This is a genomic window from Granulosicoccus antarcticus IMCC3135, assembly GCF_002215215.1.
Classification (GTDB): Bacteria; Pseudomonadota; Gammaproteobacteria; order Granulosicoccales; family Granulosicoccaceae; genus Granulosicoccus; species Granulosicoccus antarcticus.
Genome location: NZ_CP018632.1, coordinates 5,890,886 through 5,916,790 on the forward strand (window position 1 = coordinate 5,890,886; position 25,905 = coordinate 5,916,790).

A 25,905-nucleotide genomic window follows, 5' to 3' on the forward strand; every position below is an offset into this window, starting at 1 on the left:
TGGGCCATTATAGCCATCTGCGGCGGTGCACGGTAATCACTGTGACACCTGTTGTAAGCCTGCTAAATCAGGCTTCAGCTCGCAAACGGGCTATTCGTACATCCAGCGGTGGATGAGTAGAGAGATATTTAGCCAGATGCCCGCCGGTGATTCCAAAAGCCTGTAACTTTTCAGGCAGGGCTGAATTCTGTGTTGTGCCTCGTTTCAGTGCTTCCAGGGCGCCGATCATGTTCTGTCGACCCGCCAGTTTCGCACCACCGGCATCGGCCCGAAATTCACGTTGTCGTGAGAACCAGGCAGCAATCATGCTTGCAAGGAATCCGAAGACGACATTACCGATGATATTGCCCAGGAAAAAACCCATACCGTAACCACCGCCTCCACCACTGCGATTGCCGCGTAACGCGTTATCGATCATACCTCCCAGAATGCGCGAGAACACGATGACAAACGTGTTCAGAACACCCTGAAGCAGCCCCATGGTGACCATATCGCCGTTATACACATGAGCTATTTCATGACCCAGAACAGCCTCAACCTCCTCACGAGACATGTTCTGCAGCAGGCCACTACTGACCGCGACCAGTGCATTGTTCTTGTTCCAGCCTGTGGCAAACGCATTGGGGGATGATTGCTGAAAGATACCCACATCGGGCTCGCCAATACCGGCCTCTTTCGCCTGGGCGTGCACCGTCTGCACCAGCCAGCGCTCAGTTTCGTTGGTCGGTTGCTCGATCAGCTGCACATTCATGGAACGAATAGCCGAGGACTTGCTCATCGCCAGTGAGATGAATGAGCCGACAAAACCGAAACAGGCCGCGTAGATAACCAGCGAGGTCGTACTCTGACCAATCGCCCGGTCCAGGCCGAATAACGATGTGATGATGGAAAACACGACCATGACGGCCATGTTGGTCGCCAGAAACAGCAAAATCCGATTCACGGGGATCTTCCTCCAGGAAGTTGCCAAAACACTGCAGACAAATTGGGGCCATCAGCGGCCAGTACAAGTGAGCGATCATTCGCTCACCTGTCTCAGTACCGGGTTCAGCTTTCTACTTCAACCGCATCCACTTTCTGGAATCCGCGCGGCAATTTGCGACCACGCTGTCCACGCACACCGGTATATTCCTCCAGCTCGCGAAACTTGATGACCGTATGTCGCTTGCCACTGGTGATACGCAGTTTCTGCGTCGGTGCCACGACAACCAGTGCCAGCATCGACTCCTCACCTGTCTTGAACTTGGGTCCGGGGATGTTGTATATCTTGTTGCCCTTACCCTTTGCCATTTCCGGCAGTTCACCGACCGGAAAGCTGAGCAGACTGCCCGTATTACTGATGGCACAGACCTTGTCATCGACCAGCGAACTCACAGCCGCCGCCGGCAAGACTGCGGCACCTGCAGGCAAACTGAGAATACTTTTACCAGCCTTGTTGCGACTGAACAAATCACCCAGACGAGCGACAAATCCATAACCAGCGGTGCTGGAAAACAGGTATCGATCATCATCGTCACCCATGATCACACTCAGAAATTTTGCACCATCAGGTGGCTTCAAGCGACCACTGATCGGTTCGCCCAGACCACGCGCAGACGGAAAACCATGCGCTGGTACACAATAGACCCGTCCCGTGGAATCCAGAAACATGGCATTGCGGTTGGAACGCCCGCGTGCCGCACTTTGAAAACTGTCACCCGCCTTGTAATTCAAAGCCAGCGGATCCAGCTCGAGCCCCTTGCCGGCACGCACCCAGCCACGCTCCGACAGGACAACAGTGACCGGTTCGCTGGGAATCAGATCAGCCTCGGAGATGGCCTGGGCAGGATCACGCTGCACAATCGGTGAACGCCGCTCATCGCCATAGGTATCGATATCTTCCTGCAGTTCGTTTTTAACCAGTGTCTTCATGCGACGCTCGGAGCCCAGAATTGACTGCAGCTTGTCGCGCTCCTTCTCCAGCGCATCCTGCTCGCCGCGGATCTTCATCTCTTCCAGTTGCGCTAGATGCCGCAATTTCAATTCGAGGATCGCTTCTGCCTGCTCGTCACTGATGCCAAAACGCTCCATCAGTACCGGCTTGGGCTCCTCGTTATTCCGGATGATGGCAATAACCTCGTCGATATTGAGGTAGGCGATCATCAGACCTTCGAGTAAGTGCAGACGTTTTTCGACCTTGCTCAAACGCCACTGCAGTCGCTTGCGTACCGTCTCAACACGGAACGTCAGCCACTCGCTCAAAATGCTCACCAGAGACTTGACCTGTGGCCGGCCATTGAGCCCGATCATGTTCATATTGACCCGATAGGTACGTTCCAGGTCAGTCGTGGCGAACAGATGTTGCATGAGACTGTCGGTGTCAACCCGATTACTGCGTGGCGTGATAACCAGACGCGTCGGGTTTTCATGATCTGACTCGTCACGCAGATCTTCCACCATGGGTAGCTTTTTGGCATTCATGTGCTGCGCAATCTGTTCCAGAATCTTGGAACCAGAGACCTGATAAGGCAGAGCGGTGACGATGATGTCGCTGCCTTCAACCTCGTAGATGGCACGCGCTCGCAGGCTGCCATGTCCGGTTTCATACATGGAACGGATATCTTCGGGCGAAGAGATGATCTCAGCCGAACTCGCAAAATCCGGACCTTCGATATATTGCAGAATATCGTCGAGAGTCGCTTTCGGCTTATCCAGCAAATGGATGCAGGCACGACCGATTTCCGTCAGGTTATGCGACGGAATGTCGGTTGCCATACCTACCGCAATGCCCGTCGTGCTGTTGAGCAAAATATGCGGGAGTCGCGATGGCAGCAAAGAAGGCTCGGTCAGAGTGCCGTCAAAATTGGGGGTGAACTCGACCGTTCCCTGCCCCAGCTCCTGCAGCAGAGTCTTGGAGAATTTCGCGAGTCGCGATTCGGTATAGCGCATGGCCGCAAACGATTTGGGATCATCCTGAGACCCCCAGTTACCCTGCCCGTCAACCAGCGTATAGCGATAGGTGAACGGCTGTGCCATCAATACCATGGCCTCATAGCAGGCACTGTCGCCGTGCGGATGAAACTTACCCAACACATCACCCACCGTTCTGGCGGATTTCTTGTGTTTGGATACTGCCGAGAGTCCCAACTCAGACATCGCATAGATAATGCGTCGCTGAACCGGCTTGAGACCATCGCCAATATGCGGCAGTGCTCTATCGAGAATGACGTACATCGAATAATCGAGGTAGGCCTTCTCGGTGAAAGTGCTCAGCGGGAGCTCTTCTACCATCTCCACAATCGGAGCTGCCGCCACACTGCTGCTACGTTTGCTCGACGCGCGTCTGGTGCCGGTTATCTTTTTCTTCTGTGCCATGAGTCAGCGGTTATCAGGTATCGGTTCAGGCGAGAACGTTCTTGAACTTCAAGGCGCGATTGATCAGACCATTAGTGGACGCATCATGGCTTGTCACCGTTTGTGCCTTGTCTATTTGTGCATGTATGGATTTGGCCAGCTGTTTGCCCAGCTCCACACCCCACTGATCAAACGGATTGATGTCCCAGATGGCAGCTTCAACAAACACCTTGTGTTCGTACAGCGCGATCAGAGCACCCAGGGCATGTGGCGTCACTTGTTGTACCAGCAAGGTATTGCTGGGTCGATTGCCGGCAAAAGTGCGATGTCCAGAGAGCCTTTCAATTTCTTCGTCACTGGCACCTGCCGCTCGCATCTCTGTCGCCAGCTCTTCCTTGTTTTTGCCCATCATCAATGCCTCTGACTGAGCAAAACAGTTGGCCATCAACAGGTCCTGATGAATGCCCATGGGATTCAGGCTTTCAATGGCCATGATGAAGTCGGCAGGAATCATATGGGTTCCCTGGTGCAGTAACTGGAAATAGGCGTGCTGACCATTGGTGCCCGGCTCCCCCCAGACAACGGGGCCAGTTGCGCTTTGCACCGGTGAGCCGTCCACATGAACCGACTTACCGTTGCTTTCCATGGTCAATTGCTGCAGATAGGCTGGAAATCGATGCAGGTATTGGTCATAAGGAGCAATCAGATGGCTATGTGCTTGCCAGAAATTGTTGTACCAGACGGTCAGCAGAGCCAGCATTACCGGCATGTTTTCACTCAACGGGGCGGTACGCGCATGGTTGTCCATATCGTACGCGCCTTGCAGAAATTGCTCGAAGCGATCCATGCCGATGGACAGAATCACTGGCAGACCGATGGCCGACCACAGAGAGTAACGTCCACCGACCCAGTCCCAGAAACCGAACATGTTTTGCGTATCGATGCCGAAGGCACTGACAGCATCCGCATTGGTGGACAGAGCGACAAAGTGCTTCGTCACATCCTCTTCGCCGGCGGCACTGTCCAGAAACCAGCGTCGCGCTGAATGCGCATTCGTCAGGGTTTCCTGAGTGCTGAACGTCTTGGAAGCCACAATGAAAAGGGTCGTTTCAGGGTTGATCTTCTTGAGAGTGGAATGCAGATGAGAGCCATCCACATTGGATACAAAATGCAGCGTCAGCCGCTCATGGGCAAAGGGTGCGAGTGCTTCAACCGCCATCAGAGGACCCAGATCGGAGCCACCGATACCGATATTGACCACATCGGTGATAGCTTTGCCGGTAAAGCCTGTCCAACTGCCCTCTCTGACACGTTCAGAGAAAACACGGAGCCGCTCCAGAACTGCCTTGACATCCGGCATGACATCGCGGCCTTCGACCATCACAGGTTCCGGCCCACGATTGCGCAAGGCAGTGTGCAGGGAAGGACGTCCTTCAGTCGGGTTGACGATATCGCCCGTGAACATGCGCTCAAAGTGCCTTTTGACATTCGATTCTTCTGCCAGCTGCAGCAGCAAATCAACCGTCTCACTAGTGATATGGTTTTTGGAATAATCCAGAAACAGACCCGCAGCCTTCAATTGAAAAGTATCGAAGCGTGTGTCATCAGCGGAAAACAAATCGCGCAGCGTGGTGCTGCTGACCGCTGCGTGGTGCGCCGTCAGAGCCTTCCAGGCCTTCGTATCTACTGGATCAGTCATGAGAATGTACCGCCTTCATAAAGTTGGTTACAAAACAGGTAATGTCAGGAATTTACACTGAATGATTGGTTACCCACCGAAAAGTCGGCACGAATCGACGCAGTCCCCTCTTCAATGGTTGCCAGTTCAGCAATACCCAATATTCGCAGACCCGCCTCGATACGCTCGAAATCGGGATGGCTCAGATGAAGAGCCTCGAGACGAACATTCTGGTCCTGCATGCGTGACACCGGGTTGACGCCTTCCGGCCATTCAATAAGGATAGGAAATACACCGTCACAAGCAAGCGAGCCATCGTTCTGCAAGCTCAATCGCCAGCGCATATCGCCGCGAGTCTGCTCTACCGGCTCGCCCGGATTCAGACCAAGCTTGCGAAGCGCGGCCAGTGCGGCATCCAGATTACGTGTGGCGACCACCCAGGTAGTAAGCCGCGGAGCGATCTCAAGCTGCGCCTGATGCGCACCATTATCAAGCGAAAACCAACGCTGCTGTCCGGCACTGAATGCTGGGGCTGGCGCATCTGGATCAATTGCGATCACTTCCAGAAAACTGTCATCCGACAAGGCTGTCAGATGATTATGGGTGGCCATCAGTGGATGCTGACCACCTATTGGCAGCTGTACGCCGCTCAGATCACCGAACCACTCCACGCCCTGAGCCAGATCACGGGCACAGATCACCAGGTGATCGAGCCTACAGCGGTCAGGATTGGATGGATTCATGGCAATAGCCGGCTTTGGGCAAACGGAACGAGGCGAGCCGACAGTATACCCTCAAGACGTTGTAGCCTCGACCGGGAGATACCCTGTTGAAACGGTTGGTTAAAGTTCCCGACGCCTATCGGCATCGGGACTGTGCGTAACTGGAATACTGTCTGTCGCTTAGCGGATTAGTATTTCAAACCGAGAGCCATACCACCGAGGAAATAACAGAATCCGGTAATCAAGGCGATACCCACCAGATTCAGGACAAAACCACCACGCGCCATCTGCGTAATCGTCACAGCCCCTGATCCAAACACAATCGCGTTTGGCGGCGTACCAACGGGCAGCATGAAAGCACAGGTAGCTGCGAACGCTGCCGGAATGAGCAAACTCATGGGATCAGCTCCGATTCCCACAGCGACCCCACCCAGCACAGGAATGAAGGTTGCCGCCGTGGCGGTGTTACTGGTCACCTCTGTCAGGAACAGGATGATGGAGACAACGGCTGCAACGAGCAACACGGCAGGCAATGTACCCAAGCCACTCACCTGAGAGCCAAACCAGCCATCTAACCCACTCGCTGCTACGGCACTGGCCAGACTCAGACCACCACCGAACAACAGCAATACCCCCCAGGGCAGACCATCCTCGGCATCCTTCCAGTTCAATACCATGTCCTGACGACCACGACCGGGAAGAACAAACATGGCAATACCAGCGCTAATCGCTATGGCCGTGTCATTCATCTGTCCAAACCAGCCGAGGCTTTCACCAATACCGGGAAGGCTCACCAGAATCCCGGGCACCACCCAGAGAAAAGCGGCTGAGGCAAACACGATCATCACCATTTTTTCGCCCTGACTGAGGGGCCCGAGCTTGTCGATCTCGTCTTGGATCATCTGCTTGCCGCCGGGTATTTCATCCAGCTTGAAGCGATACAGCACCCGCGTCATGAGCACCCAACCAATGAGGATAAAGACAAGCGCCAAAGGCGTACCCAGCATCATCCACTCGAGAAAACCGATATTGCGACCCAGCTCATCAGCAGCGTAGCCAGCAACGATAGCGTTCGGTGGACTACCCAACAAGGTTCCCAGCCCGCCCATTGAGGCCGACCAGGCGATAGCCAATACCAGACAGATACCGAATTTCTGAATGTTCTCATCAGGATTGAGATCGACGTGACCCGGCTTGTGTGGCGCTGCAGGTGCTGCCCCACTCTTCCCAGAGCGCTCAGAAACCAGAGCCAGTACTGACAAGCCAATTGGCAGCATCATCAAGGTAGTTGCCGTATTGGATACCCACATGGACAGAAATCCGGTTGCGAGCATCATTCCCAGCACGATGCGCGTCGGTTCAATACCCACCTTGCGCAGAGTCAGTAGTGCAACACGTCGATGCAAGTTCCACTTCTCCATGGCGATGGCAATCAGAAAGCCACCGAGGAATAGAAACACGATGGAACTGGCGTAAGGTGACGTTGCTTCACTCACCGTTCGCGCCGTTAACATGGGTATCAACACGATAGGCAGCAGCGAGGTGACAGCCAGTGGAATGGCCTCTGTCATCCACCAGATTGCCATGAGCGTGGCGATGGTGGCGACCCATCTTGCATCGGGTGACAAGCCTTCGGAATTGCCCATAGCCAGCCAGATGGCAAAAGCCCCGGCAAGTCCGGCAAAACGCAATCCCCAGATCAGTTGCGCTGAACGCTGACTGGGGGCAGCCGTATCGGTGTACTCATCGAACTCTCCCTGCTGACGATGATTGTCGGACATTTTCTTTCCCTCTGAATGACCTTGTATTGTAAGTTGGCGCCCGCAGGCAAGCAACGATTAAGAGCGTCAGGAAAGAATATTTTGGATAGGTGATGCCTTAGCGACGTTAGTAAACTCTGCCCAATACCCGCAGATGTGACAACATTAATCGAAGAAAAATGGAATTCTCTGCGATGGCAACATCTAACGCTCAACACTCAGTCAACTCCTCTTATCGTGAGAAATTGATTGAGCATTTGTTCATCAGTGAAATGCTGAAATTGTCATGGATAAAACATGACTGCATGCTGGAAGTTTCAAAGCCTGAAGTCGACAATGCTGGCTACGACGTCCTGATGGAAGTAGGCTCCGTCATTCGCCATATTCAACTGAAAGCATCATTCCGAAACAGCAAGACCTCGAAACAGAACATAAATTTTCGTCTTTCTGAGAAGCCTGCTGGTTGCGTAATCTGGATAATATTCGATAAAAACACTCTTGCTTTTGAGAGCTTCCTTTGGTACGGCTCTGATCCAAACATGCCACTGACAGGGCTATTGGAAGCCCGTGTGGCTAAACACACAAAGGGCGATAGTACAGGGCTTAAGAAAGAGCGAGCGAATATTCGAGTGCTCTCGAAACGGAAATTCGACAAAGTAGATTGTATTGATGGGCTGTTTTATCGTTTGTTTGGATAGCGGCTCTCAATCGTAAAAGCAATGCAACCTGAAATCACTTCAGAAAAAGCAAACATCACTTCTCCCGCCGCAACCCACTAGGCGTTCTTCCATAACGTCGCTGAAACGCCTTGCTCAACGTCCGCGCAGATCCAAACCCGACAGCCTCTGCCACCTGCTCCAATGTCTCGTTGGAATACTTGACCAGGTTGTAGGCTTTCACCAGACGCCAGTTCGTCAGATAAGCGATGGGTGAAAGCCCGACTGAGGCTTCAAATTGACGGATCAATGTGGCACGTGACATGCCGCTTTGCTCTCCCAGGGATGTCAGAGACCAGTCATGCGCAGGCTCTCGATGTATGAGCGTCAGTGCATGCAAGACACGACGATCGCCCAGGGCTGCAAGAAATCCTGTCGCCTCCTTATGCTCAGTAATGTATCGACTCAAGAGTTGCAGCGTCAGGATCTCAGTCAGCTTGTCGACGATACGTCCACCACGACCTCCTGACCTTGCCATCTCCGCATCGATCGACATAACCGTCATCCAGATCGATTCACTGTGATTAATACCACTCAGATGCAATACATCCGGGAAGGTATCGAGTATGGGATGCGCCATTTCAGTATCAAACTGAACCACACCGCACATCAGGCGATTGGTGATCTCCCCTTCCTGAAACAACGGTGTGCCCAGCTCGCAAGCCTCCCCCGCCTGCCTGCTTTCAATCAATGCTCGCCCAGGCAGATCTGCGATCCAGTGCTCCTTGCCGTTGGGCAGCATCACGATATCCATCTCGTTGACGCTGAGGTGTTCGCCCTGATTGGCACACACGACACAGTCACCCGACAGAGAAATGTGAAAGCGCGGCGCACCTGTAGGCTCAAGCTTCATCCCCCAAGGTGCTGCCAGCTCTGAGCGGAAGAATATCGTGCCCCGCAGGCGCATGGTATCCAGCACATCCGCAAGAACATCAAAGTTTGCTTCTTCGTTGAGACTCTCGGGCACTTTACTGATCCTTTCGGTTACCGGGCTAACAGGACGGCTCCCCTATCATTTGAGCGTGAATTCAGACTCACTCAATCAATCACAGGTACGGAGAGTTAACGATGAAGAAGATGCATAAAGCCTGGCTGGGCATGGCTGCAGCCGTATTGTTGGGAAGTCAGATGACAACAACTGCCGCTCAGGAAGAATTCTCAGCCAATGTTGACAGCGAAGGCAACATTTCGTTACCCGACGATTTTCGAATCAACATGGTTCACCTGGGTTCATGGTTCGTGCCTGAAGGCGGAGCCAGCGGTTTTCATGACGTCTACACCGAGAAAGAATCTGCACTAGCGTACCGCGAAACTGGCAAATTTCCCGATGGCGCCACGCTCGTCAAAGAGCTACGCGCTCATGTGACAGGCCCTTACACCACCGGTGAAGGGGTGGGCTATGCAACAGATCTGAAGCAATGGTTTGTGATGGTCAAGGACTCAACCGGTCGTTTCGAAAGCAATCCTGTCTGGGGTGAAGGCTGGGGCTGGGCACTGTTCACCGTCGATGAGCCTGCCAAGAACGCTGCCACTGATTACAAGGTTGATTGCCTGGGATGCCACACCCCTGCTAAAGACAATGACTGGCTTTACACAGAAGCCTACCCAACCCTGTTGCCCAAGTAGTTCATAGAGGACACACCCGCCCGCTAAACTCGGCTACGATACACCCACGCAAACTGCCAAGGAAAGCACTTCAATGCGTTGTATCAAACAGCTCGTTCTTGCGACAACACTCATCGCCTCCTGCACGTCCGTCTTCGGATTCGACGGAAATCGAAAAGGATTCATGATGGGAATCGCGGGTGGGTTCCACAGCACAGAGCTGGATATTCAGCCCACCGGCTCCCCCAGCCAATCTGCCTCTGAATCAGGTGTTCAGTTTCGTCTGATGGTTGGTGCAGGAATCAGCGAAAAGCTCACGATTTACGGCCTGTACGACTTTCAATGGGGAGACGATGCGGCCTACGGATTAGTGGGTCCCGGTGCCACGTTCTACTTCAGCGACCATGGCCCCAGCGCCTATTTGTTCGCAGGACCCGGCTATGCGATGTACACCGAGAAAGACCAACCCAGAAATAATTATATCTACGAAACCGCCACCGGTTTCGGTATGTTGCTCGGGGGCGGCTATGCCTTCACAAAGAACCTGCATCTTGAGGGCAGTCTGACGCACATGAACGTGTCCGATCGCAACAGTTATGCAGACGATATCGACTACGAACTGACAAGCCTGCGAGTCTCGATAGGCTATTCCTGGTTCTAAAGATAGACGACTCGGCCAGATCACAACTGGCCGAGTGGTGGACTTGACCGGATTAGGTTTTGACTCTACCCGGAATTCAAGGCAGCAAGACTATCTTGGGCGCTTCAGTCGAGCTCGTATGAATATCCTTGAAGGCTTGCGCCCCTTCGGACAATGGGCGTGCCTCGACCCAATCCAGCGAGCCCAATGCACCTCTGGCAATAGCGTCAAGTGATGCCTGCAGATCTGTGTGTGTGTAGGTGTAGTTGCCAATGAAGGTTATCTCCTGCAGTGTCAGCCGCCGAATATCGAGCCCCGGCTCGTTATCCTGCAAACCTATATGCGTGATGACTCCGCCTTGGCGTGCGTAACGTGACGCATCTCTGCGAGTCGCTCCTGAACCAACGGCATCCACCACCAGATCAAATCCTGCCGCCTCGGGCAATGAGCTACCCAGCGGATCAAAAACATCGCAACAGCCCACCTTCTCGACGGTGCTCCGACGACTGGCAGAGGTCTCCGACAACATGATGCGAGCCGTCCCCTTCTGCGCCAGAAACAGGGCTGCCAGCAAACCGATGGCACCACCACCGATCACCAGTGCCGAGCATTCGCTCAATGGACGATGCATGACTTTTTCTGCCAGGACAATGCTGTGCAAGGACACCGCAGCCGGCTCCATGAGGCTGGCGTGGATCATGTCCAGTCCATCCGGAATGGCAATGAGATTTTTCTCGGCAATCGTCACATATTGCGCAAACGCTCCTGCATGGCGCATACCGATAATCTCACGCGACGGACATAGATTACTTCTGCCGGCATGACAATCCGCGCACAAGCCACAGGTGACCAACGGGTTTATCACCATACGCTGTCCGGCATATCGACCGTCCATCACGATACCGGCCGCCTCGTGCCCCAGTATCAAAGGCGGAATACGTCGCTCATCATGACCATGGTAGGCGTGCATATCCGAACCACAGATACCACTGGCTTCAACCTTGACTGTGACTTCCTGTTCAGCAGCTACCGGATCGGGTTCATCACGATATTGCAGTTCTTGAGTGGCGGTATAAACAAGTGCTTTCATGGTTGATCACCTCGCTGTGAAGCCACCATCAACTGAGATGGTCTGGCCGGTTATATAGTCAGACGCACTGGATGCGAGAAAGACTGTCACACCATCCAGATCGTCCAGTTTGCCGTTTCGGCCAATCGCTGTACTGTCAGCCAAACGCTGAGTCGTTGCCTCATCCTCGAACAGACGAGCCGTCAGCTCGGTGGGGAAAAAACCGGGCGCAATAGCATTACAGTTGATGCCATCAGCCGACCAGGCCTCCGCCATGGCACGAGTCAGCTGACTGATCCCGCCCTTTGAAGCCCCATAGGCGATGCCATTGGCAAATGCTCGAGTGGACTGTAATGAGGCGATATTGACAATGCGGCCCCAGCCTTTTTTACGCATACCCGGTACCAATTGCTGTGCAAGAAAAAACGGTACAGCCAGATTCAGATCCAGTGTCGTCTTCCACGAATCCATCGTCACATCATCGGCATGCTGTCTCAGGTTCACACCGGCCGTATTGAACAGAATGTCGATATCGCCGTAAAACTCTGCGGCCTGACTTGCAATATTGGCCAGATTGTCATCCATCGCCAGCGCACCTTGCAACGCGCTGACCTCACCTCCAGCCTTGCGAACGCAGGCCACCGTCTCCTCCAGCTGCTCTGCACGTCGCCCCAGAACAACAACCTTCGCTCCCGCTTTTGACAACGCAAGTGCCTGTTGCCGCCCTATTCCGGAAGTGGCGCCGGTCACCAGAGCGACCTTACCAGTTAGCTCAACCATAGTAGTAACTGCCTGTTGTATAGAGTGTCATTTCAATATCCATGGAACCATCGCCTCAGGACGATTTACCAATGAGTCCATTCCAAGCTGTGCCATGGCAATACTGGTTTCATCGGAGAAAACATCCCACATTCTCTCCATGCCCTGCTGTTTTCCGGCCGCCAGTGCGTACAACATGGAGCGCCCGAGCAAGACAAAGTCGGCCCCCATGGCATAGGCTTTCAATACATCCTCGCCAGAACGAATACCCGAATCGAAGAACAAGGGAAATTCCGGACCCACAGCCGCGCGAATATCTCGCAAAGCCAATATCGGATAAGGCGCACTATCCAGTTGCCGGCCACCATGACTGGAAACCTGAATGGCGTCCACACCAGCTGCTTTCAGACGCACCGCATCCGCCACATTCAGCACACCTTTCACGACCAGGTTGCCCTTCCACTGATCTCTGATTCTGTCCAGATCACTCCAGTCTGCTCGCGCCCGGGTCTCTGTCCGGTCGAACGTGCCATGCTCTCCACCAAAGTTGGCCATCTCCGGTCGACCGTTGACCAGCGTTGATAACGACCAGCTGGGGTGCAGGGCAAAATCAATGAACTGAGGAACGCCGATGCGGAAGGGCATCTTGAAGCCTCGTTGCAGCTCTCTCGGCCGACGACCCACTTCTGCAACATCCAGAGTGACAACCAGCGTTCTGTAACCTGCCGCAGCCGCCCGGTCAATCAAGGTATTGACCACCCGTCCATCACCACTGAAATAGAACTGAAACCAGGCATGCCCCTCGGCCACTTCAATCATTTTCTCCAATGGCGTTGAGGCCACCGTCGAGACACCTACGGGTGAACAATAGCGTGCAGCCTGACGGGCCAGCATCAAGTCAGCCCCTGGTGTAGACAAATTGCACATCCCCATGGGACTGACACCAAAAGGACGCCTGGATTCATGATCAAACACACGCACATCCAGAGAGCGGTGTTCGACATTGACCAACACGGCGGGTTGCAGCCGAATATCCCGCATCACCTGACGGTTCTGCGATTCTCCGTAACCTTCACCCGCCGCGCCATCCATATAATCAAAGACCATCCAGGGCAGACGCCTTTTTGCAAGTCTGCGTGCATCCTCACACGAATGTATCTGCCTGGAAAACATCACGAGATCAACTCCTGTATCGACTCTGCCTGTATGGCCCGTTAGAACAAAAAGACGTTATGCCTGAACGGCTTTCATGAAGCGGCTACGAATTTCTACCGGATCCATGGTGATGACCGGAATCTTGATATTGCCGGATTCGCACTTCGACACAATGATAGTCATCTTGTTGCTAGCCAGTGCCGTCTGCAGCACTTCTCTGGTTTCCTCAGCTTTGCACTCAATGACATTCTCGCAGCCACAGGCAAGTGCCACCGCTGTCAACGATGTCTTCTTGCCAGCGTAGGTAGGCTGATCCCCTGTTGAGCCATAACTGCCATTGTCGATGATCAACAGGATGTAGTTGTCAGCAACATTGTTGGCAATCGTAGGCAAGGTTCCGAAGTTGGTCAGCACCGAGCCATCACCATCAATGGAGATGACCTTCTTGTCCTGTGCCAATGCCAGACCCAGTCCGATGGACGAGGACAGGCCCATTGTGCCGAGCATATAAAAATTAGTGGGCTGATCATCAATCGAGTGCAGCTCCTGACTAGGCAGGCCGATGTTGCAAACCACCAGGTGTTCCGATATGACTGGAGCTATATCGCGCAATATCTCAGAGCGAATCATGATCAGTACCCCTTCCAGAAAGTAGCGTCGGTCAGAATGGCAACCGGCTTGTTGCACATGAATGAATGTTTCAGAATGGCATCCAGCTCGTTGACATCATCTTCCTTGTGAAAGTGATAGGTCGGAATAAGAAGCTGGTTCAACAAGGCTTTGGTATGCACAGCCATCTCTACCTGGCAGGCAACCGGCTCACCCAGTTCGCCGCGATAGCTGATGATCATGGGCAAAGGCATTCTGTAGTACTGAGTCAGTGTCACCAGTGTATTAATGGTGACGCCGATTGCCGTGTTCTGCATGATGATGGCTGGACGTTTACCGCCCATGAAGGCACCGGCGCACAAGCCCATGCCTTCGTCTTCCTTGTTCGAAGGGATGTGATAGATGGACTCATTGGCATCGATAGCTTCAATGACGCCAGCAAGCTGCTTGCAAGGGACGGTGGTGACAAAATTGACGCCATTGGCGACAAGGTCAGACACGATTTTTTCATTTACTGACACTGCTGATACTCCTTCAGTTTATTAAACAGGTTGGCGTTGAAACTCGCTCAGAGCGACAGATCAAACGTTTCATCGGGGAAATATTTCTTGAGGCGAACATCAGCCGAACGCGCGTGTCCCTCCATACCTTCGAGCCGTGAGATTCTGGCGGTGGCCCCAGCCACGGACTTGGAACCGTCTCGGGTAGCCTGCTGCCAGGTAACCACTTTCATGTACTTGTGAACAGACAGGCCGCCTGTGTATTTGGCTGAGCGTGATGTTGGCAGAACGTGATTGGTTCCCGACGCCTTGTCACCGAACGACACCGTGGTTTCCTCACCCAGAAACAAGGAGCCGTAGCATTGCAGACGCTCAAGCCACCATGGCAGATCTTCTGCCTGCACGGTCAGATGCTCGGGCGCGTAGTCATCAGAGGTTGCTGCCATCTCTTCACGATCATCACAGACAATCACTTCTGCATAATCACGCCATGCCGCCTCGGCACTCAGCCTGTTGGTTTCAGGCAGATCAGCAATCAAGTCGGGAACCATTTGCATGACTTTCTCAGCCAGAGCTTCGTCGGATGTCACCAGCCAGACCGGCGAGTTGTAACCGTGCTCTGCCTGACTGACCAGATCGGTGGCGACGATAAATGGATCCGCGGTACCGTCTGCCAGAATGAGACTATCCGTAGGGCCTGCAATCATGTCGATACCGACACGGCCATACAGAATACGCTTGGCTTCGGCCACGAACTGGTTCCCGGGACCAACCAGAATATCGGCCTTGGGCAATCCAAACAGACCGAATGTCATCGCGGCAACCCCCTGCACGCCGCCCATGGCCAGTATCTTGTCAGCACCACACAGATTGGCAGCAAAGATGATGGCAGGGGCAATTCCCACACCGGGTCGTGGCGGCGAGCAGGCCACAATATGATCACAACCAGCGACCTTGGCCGTTGTGACCGTCATGATGGCACTGGCAATATGACTATACCGACCCCCAGGTACATAGCAGCCAACCGCACGACATGGAATGACCTTCTGTCCGAGAGTAAACCCTGGCACAACTTCCAGCTCCACGTTCTGCATGGTCTGCTTTTGCACTTCGGCAAACCGGCGAACATTATCATGAGCAAAGATGATGTCCTCTTTCAGTTGTTGAGGCACCGCATCGCTAGCCGCCGCTATCTCCTCTTCAGTGAGTAGAACGTTGCCCTCATAGCGGTCGAACTTTTCGGCATAACGCAAGGCCGCCTCATCGCCACCGGCTTCGATGTCGGAGAGTATCGTCCGCACCGTCTCGCCGACATCGGTGGCATCGCTGGTTGCGGTCTTTGTGGCTTTCTTGAGATATTTCCTGGTCATCGTCATTAATCCTATCCGTATATATCACTTAAAAAAACAGTGGAAACCCATGGCACGAAGGCAATCAGCAATACCACCAGAAGCATGAAAAAGACGAACGGTACGGCCCTGACAGCAATTTTCAGAATGGACTCGCCGGTCAGGCCAGATACCACAAACAGATTTAACCCCAGAGGCGGTGTAATGAAGCCGACTCCCAGGGAGGTAATCATCATGATGCAGAACTGAATTTCGTTCATGCCGATTTCGTTGGCCAGCGGCATGAGTATGGGCGCGAGTATGACGATATTGGGCGTGGTCTCCATGACACAACCTGCCGCGATCAAGATGAAAATCATCAGTAGAATCAGCAGATACGGATTGTCGGTAATCGACGTTACCGCAAATACAAACCCCTGCGGCACACCCATGGCAGCCAGTGTCTGCGCCAACGGCAGCGAGAACGCCACGATAGGCAGAATGACTCCGTTAACTTTTGCCGAACCAATCAGCATCGATGGAAAGTCGGATAGCTTCAAGGTACCCAGAATGAATCCCAAGATGATGGTGACAGTTACTGCCGTGGCGCCCGCCTCCGTCGGAGTCAAGCGACCCGAGAAGATGCCGTAGAAAATAATGCCCGGCACCAGAAAGGCATACCAACCGCCCTTGATGGCTTTCATGAAATTGGTGAACCATTCTCCAAAACTCATCAAGCCACCACCCTCGTAGGCGTAGCGTCTGTTCATGACGATATTGGTTACAAGAATGGACAGCAACACCAGAATGCCTGGGATCAGTGCCGCCTGGAACAAGGTCGATGCTGATATGCCGAGAACCAGACCAATGACAATATAGGCGATGGAGGGCGGAATCAGAATTCCGGTACAGGCACCCGCTGCAACCAGTGCACAGGCATAAGGACGTGGATAACCACTCTCAACCAGGCGGTCGATCGTCATGCGTCCCACGGCTGCGGCACCTGCGGCATCAGACCCGGAAATAGCAGAAAACATCCCGCACACCAGAACCGTCGCAGAACCGAATCCGCCCTTCGCCCAGCAGGTCAATGCCTCTGCCACGTCGAGGAATTTGCGACTAAGCCCGGTTCGCACAAGGGCATCACCCGTCAGAATGAACAGCGGGATAGCCGTTAATGCAAAGGCATCTATGCCTTCGAAAAGTGATTCACCCAATAGTGACATCGGAAGAACATCCGATAACACCAGCATACCGACCGCACAAGCGCCAATGGCTGCCCAGACAGGTATTCCCAGCGCGCAGAAAAGAACGAAGATCAACACCGGACCGTAGAAGGACCAGCTCAGTTCAACCGCTTGATTTTGAAGATTTTGCCAAAGCATGTTGTTGTCTCTCAATCAAACATCTTGTTGCCTTCGAACACAGGTCTGCCTGCCAGCAGATCTCCCATGTCTCGGCGTAAGGATTGCAATAGTCGAAAGACGACGAGGCTGAAGCCTATTGGCACGGCCATCAGAAACCAGACTTTAGACACACGCAGGCCGTGCGTTACCGACCCGAACTTCCAACTCACAGCCACGGTCTCGAAGGACCAGTAGAGTGCCAATGCCGCGATGACCAGCATCACCACATCACCCAACATATAGAGCAAGGCTTTGGTTCTTGGTCCGACATAGTGGTACAGCACATCAATCCGAATATGAGCTCGCTCCTTGACGGCAGCCGCGGCTCCAATCCATGCCAGATAGATGAATGAATAACGCACTATCTCTTCGCCCCAGATCGACGAGTAAGAAAATATTTCTCGACGTAAAACCTCGATAGTCATCGTCGACACCAGCAAGGTATAAAAGACCAGCAATGCCCAGCGCTCGGCATTCTGGTTCAGCTCACGCAATAACCGTCTCATTTGAATCCTCTACCTGCTCGCAAAGTGCCGGGATTGCAGTGCGCAACCCGACTCCGTACCGAATCAATCCGGCCCCTTCATGAACAAATTGAATCAGGCGTCGTGAACGTAGTAACGCCCCAGGGTTCCTGCGCTCTCTTCCAGCTGACTGAACACATCCATTGAGCCGGCAAGCTCAGTCTTGAACTGATCCCACTCACTACGCTGATAGCCACCCGCCGCTTTCCACTCGGCTAGTTGTTCCTCGTTCAGAGAATGGAATTGAACACCGGATTTGATCAGCTCTGCCATTGCGTAAGCACGTGCGGCCGGTACTTTGGCCAGGTTCTGCTGAGTGGTGATTTCTGAGGCAAACTCGATTCCGGCTTGAACATCAGCGGGCAGAGAGTTGAACCATTCCAGGTTGCAGGAGAACACCTGACCATCAGGTACTGCCTGCGTGAAAGTGACATGACTCAAGATATCCTTGAACCCGAATACGAACAACGCACCTACAGAAGGGTCAAGTGCATCGGCAACACCTTGCTTGATGGCAGACGGTGTTTCACCCCATGAGATAGGCGTCGGATTGGCACCGACCATCTTGTAGTACTGCTGCAGCATTTGCGAGCCAGGGACACGAAATTTAATGCCTTCCATATCACCAGGCGTCAGTACGGGACCCGCACCACCTTTGCGAAGTGCAACGACGCGTGGATCAATGACCGCGTAATAGAGAATCTTGAAACCCTTTGCTTCTACTCCGGGGTGAATCTGATCTTTCCATGCTGCGGAGCTGACCAGATTGGCAAACCGCTGATTAGAGCCACAGAAATAAGGCAGGTTGATCAGATCAACGGCAGGCGCAAAGGGTGCAAAGTTGGATAGTGAATGTTGCGCTGCCTGAATGGTACCGCCCTGAACTTTTTGTACCAGTGCATCACCGGTGCCCAACTGGCCTCCGGGTGCCAGTTTCACGTAAACCTTGCCTTGGGTGACGTTCTGAATATTTTCTTTCAAATCCAGTTGCATGATCGGATAACTGCGAGAGGCCCCCAACACATAAGCCGAGGCAATGATCATGGTGTGATCAGCTTCAGACTCGCGTGACTTCTCCTCTTTCGCCGTTTGTGCAACTGCGGCTTCTGAAGACAGCATGCCTGCGGCTCCCAGCACCATGGCAGCTGTAAACGCGCCCGATCCTGTCAGCTTCAGGAAATTACGTCGTTCTGCTGAGGCCTTTTCTGTTTCGGTTTTGATATCGAACATTGGCTCTACTCCAAGGTGTCTGAAAGTTTGTTTTTTGCTGAATTCGCCTTCTCGCGGCGTTCTAATTCAACGATGGCAAAGGTGAAACACACACTCGCAAGAACAAGTGCCAGGACAGCCGCAACATTTGATAAAAACGCGGCTTTCCAGTAAGCCCCAGCAACCACATCCGCAAAATAAATAGCCATAAAACAAGCTGTTAATAGCAACATCAACCGACTACTTTTCAATTGTCTTCTCCGATGCACAACCTGGGAAAGCTTGTCAGAGGTAATTTCCGATTCAGCTTGAAATGCAGTGTAAGCGCTTACATTATCTATTACAACAATTCTTTTCATTTGTGAATTATTGATCATAATATAATTGCGACCCGAGACCCTGTAGCATGCATGCAGCCGCAGTGCCCTGAACCAGACAACCATGAAAAAACCAGTCAACCCGACTCTCGAAGATGTTGCTCGTGTTGCCAATGCTTCAACGGCGACCATATCCCGTGCAATCAACACCCCCGACAAAGTGGCACCGGAAACTCGTCTTCGCATTCTGAACGCCATCAGAGAACTGGGCTACACACCCCACTCCGGCGGTCGGGCACTAGCATCGAATCGCAGCAACACGGTAGGTGCCATCATTCCAACCATGGCTAACGCCATGTTTGCCAGCGGCCTGCAATCATTTCAAGAGGAGCTTGCTATCGCAGGTGTCACCTTATTGGTGGCAAGCACCGGCTATGACGGCAAACATGAATTCAGCCAGATACAGTCACTGATCACTCATGGCGCTGATGGGCTCTTACTGATAGGCGCAGCTCGATTGCCCGAAACCCGAGAGTTTCTAGCGCTTCGCCAAATACCCTACGTCGTCTCCTGGTGCTATAAACCGGACCCGAAAATCCTGTTTGCAGGCTTTGACAACCACAAGGCAGCCTATGGAATGACCATGGAAGTCTTGAGACAGGGCCATCGAAAAATCGCCATGATTGCAGGCATTTCTGAAGGAAATGATCGAGCCAGCAATCGCATCAAAGGTGTAAAGCAGGCAATCAGGGACTTTGGCTCGCCAGCAAAACTGTTGAAAGTCATGCAAACGCCCTATTCTCAAACAAAGGGTGGCGATGCATTCGCCAATTTGATGCACAAGCCGACTGTGCCTACAGCCATTATCTGCGGCAATGATGTACTGGCAGCTGGCGCTATCGTACGAGCCAGACAATTGGGTATAGCCATTCCCCGGGACGTCTCGATCACCGGCTTTGACGATATAGACATTGCAACAACCGTCTACCCCACACTGACGACCGTTCGAGTTCCACAAAGACGCATGGGGCGATCAGCCGCCAGACTCTTGCTGGAACTATTAACGACTGACAACAAACCTGCCAGCATCGAGTTCGAAACAGAGATCATTTTCCGAGAGTCACTTGCTCCGCCACCTTCGTGACAATCAGCTTTCGTGCGGTCCCCGCATCTCATTGATGGCCGTTCGAACAGCGCGCCAACGCTCAGCCTCTTCGCTGTTCCCCGCCTCCTCGAATTGCCTGGCTTTCTGCGCGGCCTCTACTTCAGCCTCGTTACCGTGCCTCTCATAGAGCACGCGCGCATATTCGGCGATCTTCGTCATTTCCATAACCTAGTACCCCCTTGAACTTCTGAGTGCGCAAGCATTTGCTTGCATTTAGCTTATTCGACGAATCTTCAGACTACCACGCTCAGCACAAGACTGAAATGCCCTGCTTCAGAATCCAGGCAATATTCAGGAATATTACGCGCCACGAGCCTGGCGCCGTTCAATCTGCTGTATCAGTAAATCCACATGCTGACGCAGTGCATATAATTCATGCGCGTAACCCAGGGGAACCTCAATTTCTCGTGCCTCATCCTCGATACGCGCAAGCTCAGCCAGACAACGCTTGAGGGCAGCCGGCGAGCTATCCTCCGAGGCGGATTGGTCGATAGCCTGTACCTCTTCATACCAGCGAAACACTTTCTTGCGAACAGTCCAGCGATAGGCTGGCGGTAGCATCCTCGACAATGGCAGCAACAAGGCCAACAGTGGCAGTGCCAGCAGCTTGAGTCGATCCACCAGATTGGCTGCCCAGAAAGGCAGATAGCGTAACAGGAATGGCACGCCATACTTGTAGTACCGCTCAGCATCTGCACTGAGCGGAAAATCCAGAAAATCTGGCGAAGGAAATCTTTCCGCCCTGGAAAACAGTGTATCCCGTTGCGCCACCTTGGCTGCCGCCCGCATCATCAGATCACCCAGAGCAGGATGCAGTTCACTGCTGGCAACCAGTGTGGCGGCAACCGAGATCAGCTGAATGTCTTCCGAAGGCCGATCATCGGCAAGGTCAATAACGCCACGCGGTAGTGTCAGGTGTGAAAACCATTTATTGCGACGCTCATAAGCCTCAGCCCGTGCAACACTCATGAGCTGAATGAGGGGGTCCTGCAACAGTGTCTGGACCATCGGTGCGTTGACTGACGACACCGTCAACACAGCATCAATGCTGCCCTCCGCAAGAGCATCCACGGCACGGCCACCCGACAATGGCAGCAAGGTCACCGCGGGTTCGCGCAAATCATTGTCAGCAAGTAACTGCAAGGCAACGTGCCGAGTACCACTACCCTCAGCCCCCACAGCCACTCGCAGACCGGCAAGCTCACCGATACTGCGCAATCTAGTCTGCTGACTGGAGAACAACCACAAGGGTTCGAAATCGACACTCGCCAGTCCACGCAGTTTCGGATAGTCAGCTGAGTTGGCAATACCGGACTGCAGAAAGGCCACCTGAACCTTATCATCCGAGTCCAGCAATGCCAGGTTCTCAACTGAACCTGCGCTCTCACGCAGCTCAAGAGTGACACCTTCTTTCGAGAACTCATCAGCCAGCTTCAAGGCAAACGCATGATAGGCCCCATCCGGACTACCGCTGGCCATAACCAGCGTGTCCGGCGGTGCCGGTTCAACGAACTGGTAAGTCACCCAGAGGGCGGCAGCCACCAGCAAGGCGGTGCCACCATAAACCCCCAGACTGGGCAGCAAGGTTTTCATTCGACGTTTGAATCGTTTGCGACCGTCAATTTTAGCGGGGTTTTTTTCCTGATTAGACATAGTAACTGTAACTTATGGGCTGTCTTCACCGTCGGCAGGGTTCATCGACTTCAGATACTCAAAGGCTTCGCTGGACGTGGACATGATCAAGGTCGAATTATCATCCAGCACCGTTCGGTACATATCCATGGTCTTCTGGAATTCATAGAAGTCCACAGACTCGTCCGACTGGTTATAGGCCTTGGCATAGATCTCCGTCGCCTTGGCATCGGCATCACCCCGAATCTCCTCGACTTCACGATAGGCTTCCGAACGAATTCGGTTCAGTTCGCGCTCTCTGTTTCCGTTGATGCGAGCTGCCTCACCATTACCTTCAGAACGAAATCGTTCAGCAATCTGCCGCCGCTCACTGATCATCCGATCGTAGATCTTGGGCCGTACGCTTTCGTTGTAATTGACACGCTTGAAGCGAATGTCCGTCAATTCGATACCAAACACTTCAACCTTGGGGGCCGCAGCGGCATAAATTTCTTCCTCAACCAGGGCCCTTCCCTTACTCATGGGTACCAGTCCACCCAGGGTATCCAGGTCGGCTTCGGACAACGAGGCATCCCGTAAAGGCTCTCGCCCCTTGGTGGTCCTGACCAGTTCTATCAACTCATGCCGGGCCACCGCGTTACGTGTCTCACTGCCCAGGATATCGTCGAGTCGTGACTGTGCACTACGTTCATCCCGGAGGCGCAGAAAATACTGCAATGGATCAACAATGCGCCAGCGTGCGAACAGGTCGACCGCAATGTAGAGCTTGTCTTTGGTTGGCATATTGCTCGGCTGGCCATCCCATTCCAGAATGCGCTTGTCGACCGGATTCACTTGCTGGATAAAAGGGATCTTGAACTTCAGACCCGCTTCAGTCTTCGGGTCACCCACCGGCTTGCCGAATTGCGTGATGATGACCTGCTTGGTTTCATCAACGGTATACAGCGCTCCCGAAACAACCAGTAAAGCGGCGACGACAATGATGCCAAGAATGATGGAGGTAATTTTCATTTCAATGACTCCTTGGCCGCGTTCAGATGCATCAGAGGCAGAATCTGCTGCGCCTGTTCATCGACAATGATCTTGCTGTCCAATCCTGGTAATACGTCCTGCAGAGTCTCGATATAGATACGTCGGCGCGTCACTTCAGGCGCTTTGCTGTATTCGACCAGGACCGCGTTGAAGCGTGCAGCATCACCTTCTGCCTCGTTGATTCGCTTGAGGCGATAGCCATCAGCCGCACGAATCCGCTGATCCTTCTCACCTTCTGCCAGCGGTATCACCTTGTTGTATTCACGCCGCGCTGCATTGATCAGACTCTCCTTCTCTTGCTGTGCCTGATTCACTTCATTGAATGATTCCTGCACCGGCTGTGGCGGGTTGATATTCTTCAATTGCACCTGATCGATGCTCACACCGATCTCGTACTGGGCCACCAGCTCCTGCATATTGGTCAGTGCTTCTGATTCTATTTCCTGTCGACCGATGGTAATGACCTCATCCACCGTGCGATCACCCACCACTTCGCGCATCACCGACTCGGACAGATCACGCAGGGTCTCTGCCGGGTTCCTGACATCAAACAAGTATTTGCGTGGTTCGGCAATACGGTATTGCACAACCCATTCGACCAAGGCTGCATTCAGATCACCGGTTACCATCTGTGCCTGAGCGGCCACATCGGGCTGGGATTGACTGGGATTATTGGCCCCGGAACTGGCAAAGCCAAACTCCTGCTTCAGCTGGCGCTTGACCGGCAAAATGGTGACCGAGTCCGCTCCCAGAGGCAATTTGAAATGTAATCCGGGGCTCTGTTCAGCGACATATTTACCAAAACGCTGCACGATGCCAACAGAATCACTGGGCACGGTGTAGGAGGCGGTGAAGGCAATCATGGCCAAGACCATCAGACCAATCACCCCCAGGCCACCGAAGAAACTCCCCTTGCCGCCTCGGCCACTACCAAAGGCTCCACGCGAAACATTGGCGCCACCCGAACCGTTACTACTACTGGCTCGAGCCCCCTTGAGTTGTTTCAGAAAATTGTCCAGTGCGTCATTACCCGCCATAAAAACCCCTCCCGCAACACCCAAGCATAGACGTCTGCGACGAGAATGCTCGCAAATCGGGGAATCTGATTACTTGATGCCGTTGAACTTTCCTGCTTTGTCAGCAACCCTATTAAGGGCCTGTTGTATATTTGTTCGACCAACTTCAGTACGTGACTGGCCAGCAGCCCCTCCAATCAACCTCAGACAGGGATATAGCCATGACAGAACCCGCCAATATCGATAAGCGTATATACGACCTGTACGATGAGTACTGCCACAGCGGCATGACCCGCCGGGACTTTCTGCAAAGAGCCGCAGCCATGACTATCGCTGGTGTATCCGGCCTCGCCATGGCTCAGTCACTCCTGCCCCGCTACGCCCAGGCACAGACTATTTCCTTTACCGACGAACGGATCAAAGCCACCTACGTGGATTACGATTCACCCGGCGGCACCTCCGGTGAAATGCGTGGCTACCTCGTACAACCCAGCACTCCCGGCCCTCATCCCGCGATCATCGTCATTCATGAAAATCGCGGCCTGAACCCTTATATCGAAGATGTTGCACGACGTTTTGCCATTGAAGGATTTCTGGCTCTGGCACCCGATGGTCTGTCACCCGTTGGCGGCTACCCAGGCAACGATGATGACGGCAAGGTGTTACAACAAAGTCTTGATCAGACCAAACTGAAAACCGACATGCTCAACAGTGCCCGCTTCGTGAAGACTCACGAGCAATCCAACGGCAAACTCGGCTCGGTAGGCTTCTGCTGGGGTGGTGGTACCACCAACTTCCTTGCGGTAGAAATGGGCGATGATCTGCAAGCCGGAGTGCCCTACTATGGTGCAGCGCCGGATAGCGACTCCGTTGCCAGCATCAGCGCGCCACTGATGATTCAGTCAGCGGCCGATGATGAACGGATCAATGCCATGTGGCCGGATTTCGAGACCGCGCTGACTCAGGGCGACAAATCCTTTGTCCGCAATCTCTACCCGGAAACCAAACATGGTTTTCATAACAACTCCACGCCTCGCTACAACGAGACTCAAGCCGAACTGGCCCAAACCCGAAGTGTGGAGTTTTTCAAACAGCATCTGGCGTAGATCACCAACTGTCTGTTATCAGTGGTTCTCCGGCAACTTGCCGGGGAGCTCAATCACCGCTATTCAGAATCTGCAGAATACCCGCCAAGCCCAGTTGCTCGAGTTTTTCGACGTTACGCGCCGGAATACCCTCGGGATCCGGATGCGCATCCACCGCGCGCGACACAGCATCCTCTTTCAACAGATGTAATATCGGTAGTGGTGAGCGATTGGTCCAGTTGCTGACATCATCGTAGTCTGTGCCATCGAACTGGTAATCCGGGTGAAAGCTGGCCAACTGCAGAATTCCTTCAAAATCAAGATCTTCCATCAATGCATCGGCCACTGCCAGCAAGTCAAGATAGTCGTCAAAATCCTCAAACCCCCGAGGCAATACAAAAAGCGTAGTGGCATCACCCTCTATTGTTTCCAGCCGATTAGCCTCATCTGCCAGCTGCTGCAGGCATTGTGCCTCACTGTCAGTATCGGCCACTACGATCCTGACCAGCCCCTTGCGACGCGCCGAACTGGCAAACGGACAAAGATTCTGACCAATCACCATGGCATCGAGCCAGTGCTCGATGGCAGCAATCGGATCAACTATTGGTAGGTTGGTGTTCAAGTCAGGCTCGTTGGGTGCAGGTC

The 25,905-nt window shown here is 53.3% G+C and carries 26 protein-coding genes; 5 read left to right on the forward strand and 21 right to left on the reverse strand.

Annotated features, from left to right (window positions below):
- Positions 1–67: 67 nt before the first annotated feature.
- The 5 genes from htpX to IMCC3135_RS25700 form a co-directional block, all read right to left on the reverse strand.
- Positions 68–943: a protease HtpX gene (htpX, locus tag IMCC3135_RS25680; protein ID WP_088920186.1), complete on the reverse strand. Its 876-nt coding sequence runs from the start codon at positions 941–943 to the stop codon at positions 68–70.
- A gap of 104 nt (positions 944–1,047) precedes the next feature.
- Positions 1,048–3,270, reverse strand: a complete 2,223-nt coding sequence (parC, locus tag IMCC3135_RS25685) for a DNA topoisomerase IV subunit A (protein WP_088922075.1) — start codon at positions 3,268–3,270, stop codon at positions 1,048–1,050.
- Between the two features lie 109 nt (positions 3,271–3,379).
- Positions 3,380–5,032, reverse strand: coding sequence for a glucose-6-phosphate isomerase (pgi, locus tag IMCC3135_RS25690; RefSeq protein ID WP_088920187.1), 1,653 nt, complete (start codon positions 5,030–5,032; stop codon positions 3,380–3,382).
- 44 nt (positions 5,033–5,076) lie between these two features.
- On the reverse strand, positions 5,077–5,754 hold the full coding sequence (locus IMCC3135_RS25695) for a VOC family protein (protein ID WP_088920188.1): 678 nt from the start codon (positions 5,752–5,754) through the stop codon (positions 5,077–5,079).
- A 167-nt stretch (positions 5,755–5,921) separates the two neighbouring features.
- Positions 5,922–7,514, reverse strand: coding sequence for an SLC13 family permease (locus IMCC3135_RS25700; RefSeq protein WP_088920189.1), 1,593 nt, complete (start codon positions 7,512–7,514; stop codon positions 5,922–5,924).
- 173 nt (positions 7,515–7,687) lie between these two features.
- On the opposite strand from IMCC3135_RS25700, the gene IMCC3135_RS25705 reads away from it, so the two are divergent.
- Positions 7,688–8,191, forward strand: a complete 504-nt coding sequence (locus IMCC3135_RS25705; protein WP_088920190.1) for a hypothetical protein — start codon at positions 7,688–7,690, stop codon at positions 8,189–8,191.
- Between the two features lie 55 nt (positions 8,192–8,246).
- Here IMCC3135_RS25705 and IMCC3135_RS25710 read toward each other — a convergent pair whose 3' ends face one another.
- A complete protein-coding gene (locus tag IMCC3135_RS25710; RefSeq protein ID WP_205737711.1) occupies positions 8,247–9,176 on the reverse strand; it encodes an AraC family transcriptional regulator in 930 nt (309 codons plus the stop codon).
- A 101-nt stretch (positions 9,177–9,277) separates the two neighbouring features.
- On the opposite strand from IMCC3135_RS25710, the gene IMCC3135_RS25715 reads away from it, so the two are divergent.
- On the forward strand, positions 9,278–9,835 hold the full coding sequence (locus tag IMCC3135_RS25715) for a cytochrome P460 family protein (protein WP_205737712.1): 558 nt from the start codon (positions 9,278–9,280) through the stop codon (positions 9,833–9,835).
- A 73-nt stretch (positions 9,836–9,908) separates the two neighbouring features.
- Complete coding sequence (locus IMCC3135_RS25720; RefSeq protein ID WP_088920191.1) at positions 9,909–10,475, forward strand: hypothetical protein; 567 nt, start codon at positions 9,909–9,911, stop codon at positions 10,473–10,475.
- Positions 10,476–10,551: 76 nt separating this feature from the next.
- On the opposite strand, the gene IMCC3135_RS25725 is transcribed toward IMCC3135_RS25720, so the two are convergent.
- From IMCC3135_RS25725 to IMCC3135_RS25770, 10 genes are all read right to left on the reverse strand, one after another.
- Entirely contained in the window at positions 10,552–11,544 is a 993-nt protein-coding gene (locus IMCC3135_RS25725; RefSeq protein WP_088920192.1) for an alcohol dehydrogenase catalytic domain-containing protein, read from the reverse strand.
- A gap of 6 nt (positions 11,545–11,550) precedes the next feature.
- Positions 11,551–12,303 (reverse strand): SDR family NAD(P)-dependent oxidoreductase, encoded by a 753-nt coding sequence (locus tag IMCC3135_RS25730; RefSeq protein ID WP_088920193.1) that lies wholly within the window; start codon positions 12,301–12,303, stop codon positions 11,551–11,553.
- Positions 12,304–12,330: 27 nt separating this feature from the next.
- Entirely contained in the window at positions 12,331–13,455 is a 1,125-nt protein-coding gene (locus IMCC3135_RS25735) for an alpha-hydroxy acid oxidase (RefSeq protein WP_088920194.1), read from the reverse strand.
- Positions 13,456–13,512: 57 nt separating this feature from the next.
- Positions 13,513–14,067, reverse strand: coding sequence for a sulfopyruvate decarboxylase subunit beta (gene comE / locus IMCC3135_RS25740; protein ID WP_088920195.1), 555 nt, complete (start codon positions 14,065–14,067; stop codon positions 13,513–13,515).
- A gap of 2 nt (positions 14,068–14,069) precedes the next feature.
- Positions 14,070–14,567: a sulfopyruvate decarboxylase subunit alpha gene (gene comD / locus IMCC3135_RS25745; protein ID WP_088920196.1), complete on the reverse strand. Its 498-nt coding sequence runs from the start codon at positions 14,565–14,567 to the stop codon at positions 14,070–14,072.
- A gap of 47 nt (positions 14,568–14,614) precedes the next feature.
- Positions 14,615–15,916 carry a histidinol dehydrogenase gene (gene hisD, locus IMCC3135_RS25750; RefSeq protein WP_088922078.1) on the reverse strand — a complete coding sequence of 434 codons (1,302 nt, stop codon included), beginning with the start codon at positions 15,914–15,916 and terminating at the stop codon, positions 14,615–14,617.
- Between the two features lie 11 nt (positions 15,917–15,927).
- Complete coding sequence (locus IMCC3135_RS25755) at positions 15,928–17,259, reverse strand: TRAP transporter large permease (protein WP_088920197.1); 1,332 nt, start codon at positions 17,257–17,259, stop codon at positions 15,928–15,930.
- Positions 17,260–17,270: 11 nt separating this feature from the next.
- Positions 17,271–17,786 carry a TRAP transporter small permease gene (locus tag IMCC3135_RS25760; RefSeq protein WP_088920198.1) on the reverse strand — a complete coding sequence of 172 codons (516 nt, stop codon included), beginning with the start codon at positions 17,784–17,786 and terminating at the stop codon, positions 17,271–17,273.
- A 93-nt stretch (positions 17,787–17,879) separates the two neighbouring features.
- A complete protein-coding gene (locus tag IMCC3135_RS25765) occupies positions 17,880–19,034 on the reverse strand; it encodes a TRAP transporter substrate-binding protein (protein ID WP_088920199.1) in 1,155 nt (384 codons plus the stop codon).
- A 5-nt stretch (positions 19,035–19,039) separates the two neighbouring features.
- Positions 19,040–19,372 carry a hypothetical protein gene (locus IMCC3135_RS25770; protein WP_157736272.1) on the reverse strand — a complete coding sequence of 111 codons (333 nt, stop codon included), beginning with the start codon at positions 19,370–19,372 and terminating at the stop codon, positions 19,040–19,042.
- An 82-nt stretch (positions 19,373–19,454) separates the two neighbouring features.
- On the opposite strand from IMCC3135_RS25770, the gene IMCC3135_RS25775 reads away from it, so the two are divergent.
- A complete protein-coding gene (locus IMCC3135_RS25775) occupies positions 19,455–20,474 on the forward strand; it encodes a LacI family DNA-binding transcriptional regulator (protein WP_088920201.1) in 1,020 nt (339 codons plus the stop codon).
- Between the two features lie 3 nt (positions 20,475–20,477).
- Here IMCC3135_RS25775 and IMCC3135_RS25780 read toward each other — a convergent pair whose 3' ends face one another.
- The 4 genes from IMCC3135_RS25780 to hflK all read right to left on the reverse strand — a co-directional run bounded on the left by IMCC3135_RS25780 (position 20,478) and on the right by hflK (position 24,196).
- Entirely contained in the window at positions 20,478–20,660 is a 183-nt protein-coding gene (locus IMCC3135_RS25780; RefSeq protein ID WP_088920202.1) for a hypothetical protein, read from the reverse strand.
- Between the two features lie 135 nt (positions 20,661–20,795).
- A complete protein-coding gene (locus IMCC3135_RS25785) occupies positions 20,796–22,148 on the reverse strand; it encodes a TAXI family TRAP transporter solute-binding subunit (protein ID WP_088920203.1) in 1,353 nt (450 codons plus the stop codon).
- A 12-nt stretch (positions 22,149–22,160) separates the two neighbouring features.
- On the reverse strand, positions 22,161–23,138 hold the full coding sequence (gene hflC / locus IMCC3135_RS25790; RefSeq protein ID WP_088920204.1) for a protease modulator HflC: 978 nt from the start codon (positions 23,136–23,138) through the stop codon (positions 22,161–22,163).
- Positions 23,135–24,196 carry an FtsH protease activity modulator HflK gene (hflK, locus tag IMCC3135_RS25795; protein ID WP_088920205.1) on the reverse strand — a complete coding sequence of 354 codons (1,062 nt, stop codon included), beginning with the start codon at positions 24,194–24,196 and terminating at the stop codon, positions 23,135–23,137. The genes hflC and hflK overlap by 4 nt, the downstream gene beginning before the upstream one ends.
- Positions 24,197–24,396: 200 nt before the next feature.
- On the opposite strand from hflK, the gene IMCC3135_RS25800 reads away from it, so the two are divergent.
- A complete protein-coding gene (locus IMCC3135_RS25800; protein ID WP_088920206.1) occupies positions 24,397–25,281 on the forward strand; it encodes a dienelactone hydrolase family protein in 885 nt (294 codons plus the stop codon).
- Positions 25,282–25,330: 49 nt separating this feature from the next.
- On the opposite strand, the gene IMCC3135_RS25805 is transcribed toward IMCC3135_RS25800, so the two are convergent.
- Complete coding sequence (locus IMCC3135_RS25805; protein WP_088922079.1) at positions 25,331–25,882, reverse strand: DUF1415 domain-containing protein; 552 nt, start codon at positions 25,880–25,882, stop codon at positions 25,331–25,333.
- Positions 25,883–25,905 lie beyond the last annotated feature (23 nt).